Source organism: Brevundimonas sp. TSRC1-1 (assembly GCF_049898245.1).
In the GTDB taxonomy this organism is placed as follows: domain Bacteria; phylum Pseudomonadota; class Alphaproteobacteria; order Caulobacterales; family Caulobacteraceae; genus Brevundimonas; species Brevundimonas mediterranea_A.
Genome location: NZ_JAFCXI010000002.1, coordinates 14655 through 30687, shown reverse-complemented (window position 1 = coordinate 30687; position 16033 = coordinate 14655). Strand labels below are relative to the sequence as shown.

Annotated in this window: 9 protein-coding genes; 7 read left to right on the top strand and 2 right to left on the bottom strand. The window is 66.7% G+C overall.

Annotation, left to right across the window (positions count from 1 at the left end; genetic code table 11):
* Positions 1 to 20: 20 nt before the first annotated feature.
* Positions 21 to 1877 carry a glycoside hydrolase family 9 protein gene (locus ACP7CK_RS06145; protein ID WP_426025448.1) on the bottom strand — a complete coding sequence of 619 codons (1857 nt, stop codon included), beginning with the start codon at positions 1875 to 1877 and terminating at the stop codon, positions 21 to 23.
* 159 nt (positions 1878 to 2036) lie between these two features.
* Between ACP7CK_RS06145 and ACP7CK_RS06140 the strand changes: the two genes are divergently transcribed.
* The 4 genes from ACP7CK_RS06140 (at position 2037) to ACP7CK_RS06125 (ending at position 8861) form a co-directional block, all read left to right on the top strand.
* Positions 2037 to 3563 carry a tryptophan halogenase family protein gene (locus ACP7CK_RS06140; RefSeq protein WP_426025447.1) on the top strand — a complete coding sequence of 509 codons (1527 nt, stop codon included), beginning with the start codon at positions 2037 to 2039 and terminating at the stop codon, positions 3561 to 3563.
* A gap of 163 nt (positions 3564 to 3726) precedes the next feature.
* Positions 3727 to 6957, top strand: a complete 3231-nt coding sequence (locus ACP7CK_RS06135; protein ID WP_426025446.1) for a TonB-dependent receptor domain-containing protein — start codon at positions 3727 to 3729, stop codon at positions 6955 to 6957.
* Between the two features lie 126 nt (positions 6958 to 7083).
* On the top strand, positions 7084 to 7758 hold the full coding sequence (locus tag ACP7CK_RS06130) for a response regulator transcription factor (RefSeq protein WP_426025445.1): 675 nt from the start codon (positions 7084 to 7086) through the stop codon (positions 7756 to 7758).
* Between the two features lie 86 nt (positions 7759 to 7844).
* On the top strand, positions 7845 to 8861 hold the full coding sequence (locus ACP7CK_RS06125; RefSeq protein WP_035306791.1) for an AAA family ATPase: 1017 nt from the start codon (positions 7845 to 7847) through the stop codon (positions 8859 to 8861).
* 89 nt (positions 8862 to 8950) lie between these two features.
* Here ACP7CK_RS06125 and ACP7CK_RS06120 read toward each other — a convergent pair whose 3' ends face one another.
* Positions 8951 to 11701, bottom strand: a complete 2751-nt coding sequence (locus ACP7CK_RS06120; protein WP_426025444.1) for a M16 family metallopeptidase — start codon at positions 11699 to 11701, stop codon at positions 8951 to 8953.
* 187 nt (positions 11702 to 11888) lie between these two features.
* On the opposite strand from ACP7CK_RS06120, the gene ACP7CK_RS06115 reads away from it, so the two are divergent.
* From ACP7CK_RS06115 to ACP7CK_RS06105, 3 genes are read left to right on the top strand one after another with little or no spacing between them, the layout of a single operon-like run.
* Complete coding sequence (locus ACP7CK_RS06115) at positions 11889 to 13355, top strand: hypothetical protein (protein ID WP_426025443.1); 1467 nt, start codon at positions 11889 to 11891, stop codon at positions 13353 to 13355.
* Positions 13352 to 14317 (top strand): DUF58 domain-containing protein, encoded by a 966-nt coding sequence (locus tag ACP7CK_RS06110; RefSeq protein ID WP_426025442.1) that lies wholly within the window; start codon positions 13352 to 13354, stop codon positions 14315 to 14317. Before ACP7CK_RS06115 ends, ACP7CK_RS06110 begins: the two co-directional genes overlap by 4 nt.
* Positions 14314 to 16023, top strand: coding sequence for a hypothetical protein (locus ACP7CK_RS06105; protein WP_426025441.1), 1710 nt, complete (start codon positions 14314 to 14316; stop codon positions 16021 to 16023). The genes ACP7CK_RS06110 and ACP7CK_RS06105 overlap by 4 nt, the downstream gene beginning before the upstream one ends.
* Positions 16024 to 16033 lie beyond the last annotated feature (10 nt).

Sequence of the window (16033 nt, the reverse complement as noted above, 5' to 3'; positions counted from 1 at the left end):
GACGGCGCGCCTTTTTTTGCTCAGTGGTCGTCGAGGAAGGCTGCGGTCCAGACCAGAGGCGCGTTCCAGTTGATTGCGACTTCGTTCAGGGCGTAGGCGCGGATGTCGTCGACCCAGCAGGTCTGGGCCCGGCAACGTCCGATGAGGGTCTTGGCGACCTCGTCCGTCATGGACTGGTTATTGGGGCCGCCTGACAGGGCGCCCGCAGGCGGCGCCGGATAGGCGGGATCGGCTGCATGCGCCCAGAACCTGTGATGCGGGTTCTGCAGCGGCCGGGCTCCGTACCCGCTGACATAGGATTGATCGAGGGGGTTGCGGCCCAGGACATAGTCGAGCGCCTGGATGACGCCGTTGCGGTAGTTCCAGTCGCCGGTGAAGTCGAAGGCGAGGCCCAGGACGACGGCGCGGCTCAGGATGGCGCCGTTGGAACCCCAGGGATAATCGGCCCCGCCGAAAGGCACGCCATAGCCTGACTGCCAGCCTTCCTCGACATAGGCCCGCGCGCTCGCCGCCAGATTGGCTCGAACCCTGACGCGGTCCTCCTCGGGCAGGGGGGAGGGGACCAGGGCCAGGGTCATGGATCCCAGGCTGGCGACGGAAGACCAGCTGGGATCGCCCGTGGCGGTCGAGCCAGACCGGGGAGCGCCCAGGTAATAGGGCGAGGTCTTCAGGGCGGTGAGATAGGCGGCGGCGCCGGTCGAGGCGTAAAGTTCCGCCGTGGCCCAGTAGAACTCGTCCGATACATCCTCGTCGCCATAGCCGCCGCCGCCCAGGAAGCGATCCTGCGCGAAGATCGACCTGTTGCGCAGCGCGGCCCGATAGGCGCGCTGCGACGCGGTCGCGCAGCGTCGAGCGAACTCAAGATCGATCGAGCGCCAGATCCGGGCACACTGCGCGCTGACCGCCGCGAGATTGAGGGTGGCGGCCGTGCTGGGCGGATAGAGGAGGCGGCGTTCCCGGTCGTCGGCCGGCGCGGTCGGCAGCGCCGTCCAGGACGCGTCGTGGACCTTGTGATGGGCCATGCCCCCGGCGTCGATCTCGGTCAGCTGGAGCGGATGATCGCGCCGTTGCGGGCCGACAGGGACCATCGCCCTGGTTCCTTCCGGTATCTGCATCCTCAGCAGGAACTCTATCTCGTAACGCGCCTCGTCGAGCAGATCGTCGACGCCGTTGCCTGCTTCCGGAATATTCGCCCTTCCGTCCGCGAAGGCGACCGCGCCCTGGCCGCCCTTGACCTGCGCTCTTTCATAGGCGTTCAGCAGCATCCACACGGCTATGCCGCCGTTCACCACATATTTTCCGTGATCCCCGGCGTCGTACCAACCGCCTTTGACGTCGAGGCTGTAGTCGCACCCGGGCCACGCCGTGCCCAACTGGTCTGTTCCGGAAAAGCAGGTGGCGGTCTCCGTCTCATGTCCGGCCGGCCGAGCGAGATCGGGGCGGGCGACATGCTTGACGTCGATCGGGACGCCGGCGCGGTTCTGATAGAAATAGGAGAGGGCGTCGTATTGCAGCGACCGGTACGGATGATCGGAGATCGCGAACGGCCGGCTTTCGTGATCGCCTACGACAAGTCGGTAGGCGGATCCGGGCGTGCGGATGTCGGAAAAGAGGACGGTGTGGACGTGCTCGCCGGATGCGGCGTCCTCTCCGAAGACACTGGTCCGGCCTTCGGCGACCTGTCGGCCGGCTTCGTCCAGCACACGCCAGTCAAGCGGCTGGCGCGAAGGATTCGGCACGGTCGCCGTCTTGGGGCCGTGGGTTTCGAAGCCCGCCTGATTCAATCGAATGACGTTGAGGTTTTGAGCCGTCGCAGTCGCGGGGGGCAAGCAGGCAAGCGCGGCGGCCGCCGCCAACAGACGCGTTTTGGGTGTCATGGTTTCCTCCGAGGCGAGCGGCTCGATCCGCTCCGCATTAGAGCGGCGAGTCTATCACTTGACAGCGCTGTCACAACGGGGGTGTTGTCGCGGCCTTCCGGTCGGGCCATCGTGCCGGACCTCAAGATGCGGCGCGTTTGCGCCTGAAACGAGCGGGCGATGACGACTGCAATCCCATCCGCAACAGCCGTACGACGGGTCGTGATCGTTGGCGGCGGAACAGCCGGTTGGATGACGGCGGCGGCGCTCGCGCGGCTTGTGGCGCCTTCGGGCGTCCAGATCACCCTGGTGGAGTCCGAGGCGATCGGGACGGTCGGCGTCGGGGAGTCCACCTTGCCGCACATCCGCGCCTTTAACGAACGACTCGGCATCGACGAAGCGGCGTTCATGAAGGCCACGAGGGCGACGTTCAAACTGGGCATCCAATTCGAGAATTGGGGCCAGATAGGGGGCAGCTACATTCACCCCTTCGGCGACTACGGCGCGCCGGGCGGGGAGGCGCCTTTTCATCACTACTGGCTGCGGGGACGCGAGCTGGGGGACGTCGGACCGATCGACGACTATTCGCTGCCGGTCGTGGCGGCGCGGGAAGGTCGGTTCGCCCCGCCGTCCGATGATCCCCGCTCGCTGTTGTCGACGTACCGCTACGCCTATCAGTTCGACGCCACCCTGTACGCCCGTTTCCTGCGGGGCATGGCCGAGACGGAGGGCGTGCGCCGGATCGAGGGGCGCATCCAGAATGTGGCGCAGGACGGCGAGAGCGGGGCGATCACCAAGGTGACGCTGGATGATGGGCGTCAGATCGAGGGCGACCTGTTCGTCGACTGTTCCGGATTCCGGGCGCTGCTGATCGAACAGACATTGAAGGCCGGTTTTACTGACTGGTCGCACTGGCTGCCGTGCGATCGGGCGGTGGCCCTGCCGTGCGAGAGTGATCAGCCGACCGTCCCCTATACCCGCGCCACGGCGCTGGAAGCGGGCTGGCAGTTCCGCATTCCGCTGCAGCACCGGGTCGGCAACGGCTACGTCTATTCGAGCGCCTTCATCGACGATGCTGCGGCGCTGGATCGGCTGGTCGGACGCCTTGAGGGCAAGCCGCTCAAGGCGCCGAACGTCCTGAAGTTCACGGCGGGTCAGAGGACGCGGAACTGGGCGGCCAACTGCGTCTCCGTGGGACTATCCTCGGGCTTTATCGAACCGCTGGAATCGACCAGCATCTATCTGATCCAGATCGCCATCACCAAGCTGATCGAACTCTGGCCAACCGCCGTGATCGACCCGGCGACGGAGGCGGAGTTCAATCGCCAGATGGATCTCGAATACGTCCGGATCCGCGATTTCATCATCCTGCACTATTGCGCGACCGCCCGGAACGACACGCCCTTCTGGGACTATGTCCGCACCATGCCGCTGCCGGATACGCTCTCGGAGAAGATCGAGCTATTCCGCGCGCGCGGAGTCGTTCAAGACTATCGAGAAGGTCTGTTCCTGCATCCGAGCTGGGTCGCGGTCTATCTGGGGCAGGACATCCTGCCTCGACGCCATCACCCGCTCGTCGACGCAGTGAGCGCGACCCAACTGATGTCGAGCCTGGAGCGGCTGCGCAGGATGGTGCGCGAAGCGTCGTCCAGGCTTCCCTCTCAGGACGACTATATTGCCCGATATTGCGCGCACCTGCCCCTCTAGATCGGTCTCCCGTCCGCGGGGGGCGTCCCGGATGACTTGAGAGGCGGTCGTCCCCGCTGAAGACCCGTCCGGCCTCCAACGGACACAGCGCCTCCGTCGGAACGGGCGTAGGAAATCCGCCCGCCCGTGGTGTTCCCATTGCCCTGTCGGAAGGAAGGGATTGTTGGTATGGGCCGATCCTGTGCTCGATCATGCACGGGCTGTGTCTCCGTCGTCACTCCGGGCAATATTATTGCTTGCGGGTGTTGAAATCGGCGAATTCAGCAGAACGCCGTTGGTGCTGCCAGTTTGGTGCAAGCTTGGCGACGTAACCATGACGGTGTTGCAACGTGCTGCGGAATTTCTGCCGGTCACTGAACACCGCGTCATTCCTTTCACCGTGCAACGGAGGTGGAAATTGCGCCGGCATAGCCGGCAGGGGGAGAGACTTATGACAAGGACGATGAGCACTTCGATGTTGGCTTTGATGCTCTGTGCATCGGCTGGCGGCGCCTGGGCGCAATCGGCGGCGCCGCAAAAGACGGATGAGGAACGCGCGCGCGCCGAGCAGGCGGCCATCGACACCGCCGGCGAGGCCGCCGTCGTGGACTCGGTCGAGGTGACGGGCAGCCGACTGGGGAGCGGGGATCCGACCTCGCGCGTCATCGTCATCTCCAAGGAGGAGATTCAGGCGCGCGGCGTGACCAGCGTCGAGCAGTTGATCCGCACACTGCCGCAGAACGTCGCCACCATCGGCGCCGTCACCAACGAACGGGCGCGTGGCCCCCTCTCCAATCGGGGGCAGGTCGGTGTCTCGCAGATCGGCTCGCTCGGCGTGTCGGCGGCGAACCTGGGCGGCATGGGTGCGGGCAACACCCTGATCCTGATCAATGGTCGACGGGTCGCGGGCGCTGCCGGCATCGAGGACGGGTTCGCCAATCTGAACGGCATTCCGCTCAGCGCCGTCGAGCGCGTGGAAATCTCGTTCGGCGGGGCCTCGGCTGTCTACGGCGCTGACGCCATCGGCGGCGTCATCAACTTCATCCTGCGCAAGGACTTCGTCGGATCGACGCTGACGGTCCAGCACGAGGTGTCGAGCAATGACGCCGACAACAGCCGCATCAGCCTGTTCTCCGGCTATTCCTGGGGATCGGGAAACATCTCGGGAACGCTGGACTTCAGTCGCCGCAAACCGGTCAACAACCACAAGAGCGGATACGTCACCGAAAACTACTCCAGCTATTATGGCGGAGATACCGCCTTCGATACGCGGTCCTTCAGTCGGGGGCTGCAGCCCGGCGTGATCGATCGGAGCTTCTATCGCTTCGATCCGGTGACGTTCGAAAGCGGGTACGTTTCGCAAGGCCTGACCGTGCGACCTGGCTTCGTCGGCCGGCCCGGCTTGAACGACTTCATCACTGTCGGCGCGGAAGCCCTGCCCGACTACGTGCCCGAGTTCGCCGGACCGGAGTCGGAAAGCACCAGCGCTACGCTGAACTTCGAGCAGAAGATCACGGACAAGCTGACGTTCTTCGGGGATGCGCTATACACGCGCTCCAAGAGCGAGCAGGACATCCTCTATGCGGAGGGGCTTGAGGTTCAGTTGGCGCCGGGTCAGGCCTATAATCCATTCCCCGCCAATCCTTTCGACAGGTTCACGCCGGGGCCGATCGTCGCCTACAATCCTCAGGCGGAGGTCGAGGCTGGACAACTGCCGGCTGGACGGATTTCGAACACCGCGACCCAGTGGAACATCAATGCTGGCCTGAGCTACCAGTTCAACGCGGACACCAAGATCGAGCTCCTCTATTCGCGGTCCGAGGCCGACACCTCCGGTCAGAGCCCGAACCTGGGTTCGATCGTGGATTTCAAAGCGGATGCGACCTCGCCGAGCGGGGTGAAGTGCTACAATCGCGATCTGGCGGAAAATCGCGTCACCGGCGCCGACCGTGACTATCTTCAAGGTGTGTTTGATCGCCAGTGCCTGGCCTTGACCAGCAGCGATCCGACTCTCGCCTTCAATCCATGGAAGTCCACCGCCGACGGCGGCGGGTCCAACGTCGCTGACTTCTACTATATCCCCGTGACGGAAGCGCGCGCGTCTGGCACCCAGAACTGGGAAGCGCGTATGAACGGCGTCCTGTGGACGCTGCCGGCCGGCAAGCTGTTCTATGCGGTCGGCGCCGAGATGACGGTTGACGACACCGATAGTAAGGAAGTGCGGATTCGCACCATCAATCCTGTCACCCGAGATCGACATGCCTATTTCGCTGAGTTGAGGGTTCCGATCTTCGGCGAGAACTTCAACTACACTGGTGCGCGGTCGCTTCTGCTCAGCCTCGCCGCCCGTCGTGACAGCTATACGACAGAAGGGCCGATCGGGACGGTGAACAACGTGCCGTATTCGATGGGCGGCGAACTGCTCTACGATTCCAACACCTTCGCCAACACCACGCCGGCCGTCGGCCTGCGTTGGGAGCCTTTCGAGGGCCTGGCCCTGCGCGCGCGCTGGACGGAAGGTTTCCAGGCGCCGCCCTATACCCAACTGTTCAATCCGCTCGGCACGCAGCGCACGACGACGACCATCTCCGACGATCCGCTGTACAAGTGCACGACGGACTGTTCGCGGCCTGGGACCTATGTGGTGCCGAGGGTCGTTGCGCCGAACCCCGACCTTGAACCTCAGAAGTCCACCCAGGTGTCCTATGGCCTGACGTGGCGGCCGAAGGGGATGCTGGACGGATTGACGTTCGACGTTGCGTACAATTCGACCAAGATCGACAGCGAATATGCGAACCAGAACGATCTCCAGACCTTCCTGCGCCGGGATGAAATCCTTCGCCTGACGCAATTCTATCCGCGCGACGCGAACGGAAAGATCATCGAGGCGCGCCAGATGACCTTCAACATCGTCGGGTCGGAGTATGAGTCGATCAACTACGAACTGAGTTATCTGTGGAACACGAACTGGGGGACGTTCGAACCCAAGATCAATGTGCTCGACAACATCAAGGCCGAACGCCAGGCCTTCCCCGATCGCGAGCCGCTGTCCGCCTTGGGCCTTCTGCAGGGACCGGACGACTACAAGGTGGTCGGGTCGCTCGGCTGGTACTATCACGACTTCAACGCGTCTCTCTGGGCCTATTACACGCCTGAATACACCAACGACTACGAGATCTTCCGGTCGGCCGGCGTCAACATGTATGAAAACCGTCTGATCCCGGTCGATGACATGCTGATCATGGATCTGACGGCGGCCTGGCGGATCAACAACGACATTCGTCTGAACTTCGCCGGCCGGAATATTCTGGACGAAGCTCCGCCGTTCGTCGTGGTTCAGGGCCGTCCATACGATACGGCGCGCTACAATGCGGCGGGTCGAACCTTCTCCCTCGAACTTCAGTATTCGTTCTGAAGGAGTCGGGGCGCGTCACGACGCGACGCGCCCCGACGCTGGCGCCCAGGCCGTCAGGTTCGCTAAAGGAGAAGCGTGCGGCATTGCCGACGGGGTCGACGCCTTCGATCCAGCGAGGTGTTTCTGATGCGTCTGTTGTTGGTCGAAGACGATGCGGATGTCGCCGAGACCCTCGTCATCTATCTGGAACGCCAGGGGTTCGTCGTCGATGTCGCGCCGTCCCTGGCCATTGCGCGCAGCGCCGTGGACGCCAATGAATTCGATCTGGTCTTGCTGGATCGGGGACTGCCGGATGGCGACGGCGTCTCGCTGATCGCCTATTCCGCCCATCGCAACCGGCGTCAGCGCTACATCATCCTCACGGCCATGGCGACGCCGGACCATCGGGTCGAAGGCCTGGAGTCCGGCGCCGACGACTATATCGCCAAGCCGTTCGAGCCCCGCGAGCTTCTGGCGCGAATCCGCATCGCCCTGCGCCGCTCTCTCGAGGGTCGGCGCGAGACCCGTCAGTTCGGACCGCTGCTGTATGATCTCGAGAGCGGCGTCTTCTTCATCGACGAGGCTCCGCTGACGTTGCGCCGAACGGAGGCCCTGGTGCTCGAGGCGCTCATGGCCCGACCCGGCGCGGTGATCCAGCGCGAGACGCTGGAGGCGCGGGTCTACGGCTACGACAAGGTCGTCAACGCCAACTCGCTCGAGTCGCAGATTTCAAGGCTGCGCACCAATCTGGCGCGGCGCACCGACCGGGTGCGTATCCGCGCGGTGAGGGGGCTGGGCTATTGTCTGGCGGACGAAGGCTGACGCCGCGTCATTCGAAAGCCTGCCAGACTGGTGCAAGCCTTATGTGTCATACCCTGTCTGACTGAATCTAAGTGTGCGGATTTTCAATGGTTTCGACTGACGACGTAGAACTGGCCCGCCAGAGCGCGGCCGCGTTCAAGGAAACCTTCATCAAGATCCGCGCCGAGGTCGGGCGGATGATCGTGGGGCAGGCCGACGTCGTCGACGGCGTGCTGACGGCGCTGATGGCCGGCGGCCACGTCCTGCTCGAAGGCGTGCCGGGATTGGGCAAGACCATGCTGGTCTCCTCGATCAGTCGGGCCATCGACCTGCCGTTCTCGCGTATCCAGTTCACGCCCGACATGATGCCCGCCGACATCGTCGGCACCACCGTTCTGACCGAAGCCGAGGGCGGCGGCCATGAACTGACCTTCCAGCAGGGGCCGATCGTCTCGAACCTGGTCCTGGCCGACGAGATCAACCGCGCGACGCCCAAGACCCAGTCCGCGCTTCTGGAGGTGATGCAGGAACGACAGGTGACGGTGGGCCGCCGCACCATCAAGATGCCCGAACCGTTCTGCGTCATGGCGACCCAGAACCCGGTGGACCAGGAAGGCACCTATCCGCTGCCGGAGGCCCAGCTGGACCGTTTCCTGTTCAAGCTGGTGGTCGGCTATCCTTCAGAGGCCGATTATCACGCCATCATCGACCGCACGACGAGCGGCCACGACGTGGTGCTGAACGCCGTCACCAACGCCGAGACCCTGCAGCATATGCGCGCGGTCGTGCGGCAGGTCCCGGTGACCGAGGCGGCCAAGGCCTACGCCATTCGTCTGGTCATGGGGACCCAGCCGGGCAGCGACTATGCGCCGGACAGCATCAACCGCAGTGTGGCGCTGGGCGCCTCGCCGCGCGGCGTGCAAAGCCTGATGCTGGCCGCCAAGGTCCAGGCCCTGCTGGACGACCGTTTCGCGGTCTCGACCAATGATGTGGCGGCTGTGGTCATGCCGGTGCTGCGCCACCGCCTGGTGCTGAACTACCACGCCCAGGCCAACGCCCTTTCGGCCGACGATCTCCTGGGAGACGTTCTGGCCCATGTGAAGCGGCCCTACGCGACGGACTAGTCCCCAATCTGGGCCGTTTGCGAGGGTGCTTGAGGGCGCCGCGGGATCCTGCATGGCCCGCGGCGCCCTTTTCTGTTTCCGGCGCGCGCTTAGCGGACCTTGTGGCCGTAGATGTCCCAGACCTCGACAGGGCCGAAGTTCAGCGCGCGGACGAGGGCTTCGATCCTGGAGAGATCGCCCACCACCACCCAGGTCAGGCGCGTCGGATCGTAGGTCGTGCGCGACACGGCCTGAACCTGATCCAGCGACACCGCCGCCAACCGCGCGCCGGACGTGGCCGCGCGGTCATAGGGCTGGCCATAGGCGGCGGCGCCTGTGATCGCCGAGAGGAAGGCGGCGTTGCCGGCGAAGGCCGAGGGCAGGGCCCGCATGCGCGCGGTGCGGGCCCGCTCCAGCTCTTCGAGAGTCGCGGGCCGGTCGGCGACATAGTCGGCGATCTCTCTGCGGACCTCCCTCATGGCGTCGGCGGTGCGGTCAGTCTCGACCGTGCCTGACGCCGTGAAGGTGCGCGGGCCGACCGGCGTGTCCGCGACGCCGCCGGTGAAGCCATAGGTCCAGCCCTTCTCTTCTCGCAGATTCATGTTCAGGCGGCTGTTGAAGGCTGCGCCCAGGATTCCATCCGCAAGATCGCCGGCGGCCGCCTGGTCCGCGTCGAACGCGGTCGTGAGCTCGCCGACCGTCAGACTGGTCTGGGCCGCGCCGGGGGCGTCCACCAGAATGATGCGGCCCGGCGTCGCGGTCGCCGCCCCTCGCTCTTTCACAGGCGTCGGCGTGACGCGGCGCCAGTCGCCGAAGTGGGCCTGGGCCAGGGCCTTGGCCTGGTCGATCGTGATGTCGCCGACCAGATAGAGGGTCGCGTTGTTCGGCCCGATCTCGCGGTCGTGGAAGGCCTGGATCGCGTCGCGCGATATGGCGTTGGCGTCATCGCGCGCGCCGATCCGCCCCAGAGGATGGTCCTCGCCCCAGATCGCCCGCCCATAGACGGGGCCGGCCGACTGCAGGGGATTGCGTTCATAGGCGTCGAACTGCGGCCCGACCCGCTCCAGCGCCTTGTCGATCTCCGCCTGGGGATAGGTGGGATGGCGCACCACCTCCGAGGCGAAGCTGAAACCGTCGTCGAGGCGGCTGCTCAGCATGGTCCACATCACAGCGCTTTCACGCGCCTGGGCGGCGGCGGCGATGTTGACGCCGGCCCTCGTCGCCTGGCGCTTGAGCTGTTCGGCGTCGTAGCGGCGCGTGCCGCTGGTCAGCATGGCGAAGGCGCGGCTCGCCGTGCCTCTGCCATAGGCGTCCTCCGCCAGAGAGCCGGTCGAGAACTGCAGGCTGGCGCTGACGATGGGCAGATTGGGACGATGGGCGACGACGATCTTCAAGCCGTTGGCGAGAACCGCTTCCGAGACGCTGGGGAAGGCGATCGCCGCGTCCGCGGGGCTGGGATCGGGCATGCGGGTCGGGTCCGCCAGGCCCGTCGGCGCCGCGGCCGGAACGGGCGTGGGAAGCTGGACGAGTTCATAATAGGGGCGCGACAGGGCGGCCTGGATCAACTGCGTCACGGCCTTGGCGTCGACGTCGCCGATCCATTCCCGCTGCTTCAGGAAATAGACCGGGTCGTCGTGGGTGACAGCGCCGCTGGCCAGCCAGGCGCCGATCGCGGCGCTGCTTTCCATCGTCTGCAACAGCGAGATGTCGCTCGCCGTGACGATCTCTTCCAGGCGGTCCTTGTCAGGGCCGGTCTGGAAAAACTTCGCCAGTTCGCGATCGATGGCCGCATTGGCGGCCTCGGGCGTCACGCCCGGCTTCAGGGCGACCGAGAGATTGAAGGCGCTGGTCAGCTGGCTCTCGCTGACGCCGGCCGACACGCCGTCGGCGATCTTGAGATTCTCGACCAGCGCGTCATGGAGCGGCGTGCCTCTACCCCGCGCCATCGCCTTGGCGGCGAGTTGAAGCATCGTGTTGTCGCGTGGCGATCCGTTGTTCAACGGCCAGGTGCGGGAGATTACGGCGGCCGGCAGGTTCTCGTAGACGATGTCGCGTCGGATGTCCGCAAACGAGGGCGTCCAGCGGTCGGGGCGGCTGATCGGCTCGCCCTGGCGGACGCCGCCGAAATAGAAGGCCGTCTTCTCACGCGCCGTCTGGACATCGATGTCGCCGGACAGGACGAGCACCGCGTTCGATGCGCCGTAGTGGGCGTCGAACCAGGCCTTGACGTCCTCCAGGGTCGCGGCGTCGATGTCCTCCATGGAGCCGATGGTCGTGTGGCCATAGGGATGGCCGGCCGGATAATAGCCCTTCAGGAACTGGGCTTCCGCCGAACGGCCGGGGCCGAGTTCATTCTGGCGCTTCTCGTTCTTGACCACGGCCCGCTGTTCGTCGAGCAGGGCCTGGGTCATGCCGTCCGTCAGGTGGCCCATGCGATCGGCTTCCATCCAGAGCGCCCGGTCGAGGGCGTTGGCAGGCACCGTCTGGAAGTAGTTGGTGTAGTCGGCGGTGGTGCTGCCGTTGATGCCGGTAGCGCCGACGGCCTCCAGCGGGGGGAAGTATTCCGTCGGCCGATTGACCGTCGGCTGGAACATCAGGTGTTCGAACAGATGGGCGAAGCCCGTCTTGCCGCCAGGCTCGTCCTTGGACCCGACCTTGTACCAGACGCCGACGAAGATCGTGGGAACGGTGTGGTCGGTATAGACCAGAGTCGTCAGGCCGTTGGGCAGGGTGAAGGTTTCGTAGGGGATGCGGACCTGGCCCAATTCCGGCCTTGCCTGCGCCAAAGCGAGGTTCGAGGCGCCGCAGGACAGAAGGACAGCCAGAACGGCGCCGACGATAGGTTTTCCGAAGGTCGTCAAGGTCGGTCCTCACAAGCCGATGTCGCTTGTCGCCCACCAATCACATGAAGCTTGCCCCAGCCTGACGCGCTCAGCTTCTCTATTGGAACGCAAGGCGAAATAGCGGGGCAATGAAACGAGGACACTGTAAGGTTGGTGCAAGCCACCGGTCCTATGTGACAGTTCTGATGAGTTTGCGCGGGTCGAAATGGAACGGATGATCCAGGGCGTCGATGATGGGTTGCGTCGTCGCCTCGATCGCCTCGAGACGCGCGGACGGCATGCCCTTTTGACGACGACGCGCCGACGTACGGTGCGGCGGGCCCTGGCCTGGGCGGCTCCCGCCTCGGCGGCCGGTCCGCTCCTTCTCGCCCTGTCCGCGCCGTTCGTCGCCCCGACTGTTGCGGGCGTCCTCATCGCCGCAGTCGGCGCGCCCCTCGCGGCAGGGGTGTTCGGCTATATGCGGGCTCGCCAAGCGACCAGTCGCACCCGGACCGCCGCTCTTGCGCTGCTCGATCATCGGTTGCGCCTGAACGACCGGTTGCAGACGTCCGACGAGTTCGAACGACTGGATCGCCGAACGGCCTTCCACGACGCCGCCTTGCAGGAGGCTGCGCCCTGGGTGGCGCGGGCGCAGGACAGCGACGTGGGCGACGACGACGGCGCGTTGAGGTTGGGCCGCTCGCGGCTGTGGCTATGGCCGGCTGCGGGGATTCTGTGTCTGGCGGCGGCCTTCGCCGTTCCTCAGTTCTGGCCCGAAGCGGCCGCACCGGCGAATCCGGCGGCGGCTGAGATATCGCCGCGATCGGCGGCCGTCGCCGCGCCAGAGGCGCGTTCCGAAAACGCGACGCCGATCGCAGGCGCTGCGTCCCCGACCACGCCGGGTCGTGATGTCGAGGTGACGACGCGCCCGGGCCTGGACAAGCCCGGCGCCGGATTGGCCGCCGCCTTCCAAAGGTTGATGGCGCGCCTTTCGCCGTCGCGCAGCGCCGCGGCCTCCGCACAGGACGCCGCCGCCCGCGCGGGCGCGCCGTCCCAATCTGCTGCGGGCCAGGGAGAGGGCCGGGGGCGTGGCGGTCAGGGCGCGGCCGGAAACAGCGCCTCGTCCAGCGGGGCGGGTCCGGATCGCGACGCCAGACAGCCGCAGGATGACGAGCAGACGCCCGGCGAGGCGATGGCTCAGGACGAGACCGACGCCCCTGCGTCCCAGGCGCCCGGCGGTCAGTCCTCCGGCGCCCGGCAGAACGCCCCGTCCGCCGCCCGGCCCCAGCCTCAGGACTCCGGCTCCGGCCAATCCCAGAGCGGGGAGGGCCAGCAGCCGGGGCGCAGTCGTCGCGGAGACCAGAACCAGTCCGGCCGCGAGCAGGGCGGAGGCCAGGGCGAGAATGGCGGTCAGAGCGGCCCCGAGACGGGGCTGAAGAAGGGGCGCGGCGTGTCCAGCCTGATGCTGGCGACCCCGATGCAGGACCGTCTTGGCGGGATGGCCAGCCCGGGCCGCATCCGCACGACCACGCGGGACGGGGCGCCGCAGCCTCTGCCGGCGAACGGCGTCCGGGCGCAGGATCGTGGCATGGCGAGAGGCGAGGCGGCGCGGACGGCGCCCCTGGCCGCCAGCGCTCAGGAACAGCGTGCGACCCGCGACTATTTCAACGCGCGGAACGGGGGCGGCCGATGATGCTGTTTCGTCGCCGTCCGCGCGTCGCCGCCGCCCCTGCCGCCGTTTCCGGTCTGGCCGATCCGTTGACGTTCGAGGCCCTGTTCGATCCGACCTTCCTGGCGGCGCTGCGACCCTTTTCGCTGCGGATTTCACGCGCCCAAAAGGGCGGCCGCCTGGCCGAGCAAAGGACGAACGCGCGCGGCCAGGGCGCGGAGTTCGCCGATTTCAAACCCTATGTGGCGGGCGACGACCTGCGCGCCATCGACTGGAACGTCTATCGCCGTCTCGGCCGCCTGTTCGTGCGGGTGTTCGAGGAGAGCCAGGACATGCCGGTCTATTTCCTGGTCGACCGGTCGCGCAGCCTGTTCGTCGAACGGCCGCCCCGCATCCATGCCGCGCAGGAAGCGACCCTGGCCCTGGCGGCCGTGGCCTTGGACCAGCACGACTCCGTGGGTCTGTTTCCGTTTTCCGACACCCTTGAAATCGAGTTCCGCGCGGTCTCGGGCAAGGGCAATCTGGCGCGTGTGGCGCACAGCCTGGCGGGATATTCGGCGCTGCAGGGCACCGGGCTGGCGGCGGCTCTGGCTCACCTGGCCGGCCTTCGCCTGCGCCAGGGTCTGGTGATCGTGGTGTCGGACTTCTTCGACGAGGCCGGCATAGAAGCCGTGGTGCGAGGGCTGGAGCAACTGCCGCATCGGCTTCTGCTGGTGCAGATCGTCAAGGCCTACGACGCGGACCCCGAACGCCATCCCGATCTCAGCGGGGACATCCTGCTGGAAGACGGTGAACACGCCCAACCGACTTCGGTCACGATCACGCCCGACCTCATGGCGCGCTACAAGGCCGCCTACCGCCGCTTCACCGACGCCCTGGCGGAGTTCGCACGGACCCGCGGCGCGGGCCTCGTGCAGATCGACGCCGACAAGCCGGTGCGTGACCAATTGTCGGCGCTGTTCGGCGATGGCGCGGTCAAGCTGTGAGTTTCCTGTCGCTTCCGCTCTGGGCCGTCATCGCCGGCGCCGTTTGCCTCGCCGCCCTCCTGTTCGGGCTTCAGGTTCTGAAGGCGCGTCAGAAGCATGTGCGGATCGCCGCCGCGGGGCTCTGGGCGCAGGCCGCCAGGGTCACGCCCTTGCGCGTCTTCCGCCAGCGGTTCCAGCGCTGGTTGGCCTATCTGCTGATCCTGGCGATCGGCCTGCTGCTCTGGGCGGCCGGCGCGCGACCTGAGATCACGCCGGGCCGGGACGCCGTCGATCACATCTTCTATCTGGACGCCTCCGCCGGCCTGACGGGACGCGACGACCTGGCCCAGGCGCGCCGCGCCTTGATGGCCGATGTCCGAAACACCGATCCCGCCCGTCGCACCGTCTATCTGGACGGCCCCGTCGCCGCGCCTCTCCTGCAGCCGGGTGAAAACCCGGCCTTGCTGAGCCGGCGCCTGGACGGGGTTCGCGCCCGCCTTGCGCCCTCGAGCTTCGCCCACGCCGTCGCCAATCAAGAGCTGGCGGGCGTGTCGGCGTCGGGGCGGCCTACGGTCGTCCACTATTACGGCGCATGGTCGGGCGCCCGGGACGTCGCGTCCCCGGCCGGTCAGCGTCTTGTCTATGGGTACCTGGCCAAGCCGACGCTCGACAATAGCGGCGTGGTCGCCCTGGGCGCCTCGCCTGCGGCCTCGGGCGACGCCGGGCGTGCGGATATTCTCGTAGAGGCGATCGGCGCCGACGGCCGGCCCGTGCCGACCGACGCTCTGCGCTTCAGCCGAGACGGACGCGATGTCGTGGTTGATATCCTGGCCCGTCCCGACGGGAAACTGATCGTGCGGGACGCAGTCGCGGACGGCGGCTTGTTCGCCGTGCGGCTGGCGCGATCCGACGCCTTTCCCGCCGATGATCAGGCCAGCCTGCGACTGCCGGACCGGCGTCCTGTGCGCGTGGCCCTGTCGTCCGGCGCGCCGGCCGCCGTCGCCCGCGCCGTTCGGTTCAACCCCGCCTTCGCCGTCACCGCGCCGAAGGACGCCCAGGTCGTGGTTCGGCGGGCCGGCGAGCGGTTTGGCGAGGACCGGCCGGCCCTGGTCGTGACCCAGGCCGGCGAGCAGAGCGCCTTCGTGTTCACCTATGGCGCCGACGAGGCCGAGCCGGACCTGTCCGCAGCCCTGGCGTCCCTCGGGATATCGGCGGTGGAGACCCAGACCCTGGCCCGCACCACCCGGCGCGAGGTGTCTGCGGAAACCCGTCCGGGCCAGCAGCGCGGCGTGGCCGTCTGGTCGGCCCTGTTCGACGAGAGAGGCGGGTTCCCGGCGGCTTCGGAATTCCCCGTCTTTGTGTCGCGCACCCTGTCCTGGTTGGCGGATACGCCGCCCTGGATTCCGCATGCCCAGGCCGGGACCGATCTGACCGACCAGTCGGACCTCTATGGTCTGGCGGCCGACCGCCGGATCGCCGACCGCGCATTGAACGGCGACCTGTTCCTGGATCAGGCGGGCGAGGCCCGGATCGGCGACCTGCGTGTGGCCGTCTCCCTGACCGACCGCACCCTGACCCTGGACGCCGCCCGGGCCGTGCCGGCCGACGTCATCGTGACCCCGGTGCAAGGCCCGAGCGTCGATCTTCTTTTCATCCTGCTCGTCGTGATCGCCGGCCTGCTGTTGCTGCTCGAATGGCGGCTGCAGCAGCGCGGGGCGATGGCTTGAGGACCGCGTC

Excerpts from the sequence above, each read along its gene's own strand:
- ACP7CK_RS06125 (WP_035306791.1), top strand. The coding sequence starts at position 7,845 with ATGGTTTCGACTGACGACGTAGAACTGGCCCGCCAGAGCGCGGCCGCG.
- ACP7CK_RS06115 (WP_426025443.1), top strand. The coding sequence starts at position 11,889 with ATGGAACGGATGATCCAGGGCGTCGATGATGGGTTGCGTCGTCGCCTC.
- ACP7CK_RS06130 (WP_426025445.1), top strand. The coding sequence starts at position 7,084 with ATGCGTCTGTTGTTGGTCGAAGACGATGCGGATGTCGCCGAGACCCTC.
- ACP7CK_RS06140 (WP_426025447.1), top strand. The coding sequence starts at position 2,037 with ATGACGACTGCAATCCCATCCGCAACAGCCGTACGACGGGTCGTGATC.
- ACP7CK_RS06145 (WP_426025448.1), bottom strand. The coding sequence starts at position 1,877 with ATGACACCCAAAACGCGTCTGTTGGCGGCGGCCGCCGCGCTTGCCTGC.
- ACP7CK_RS06110 (WP_426025442.1), top strand. The coding sequence starts at position 13,352 with ATGATGCTGTTTCGTCGCCGTCCGCGCGTCGCCGCCGCCCCTGCCGCC.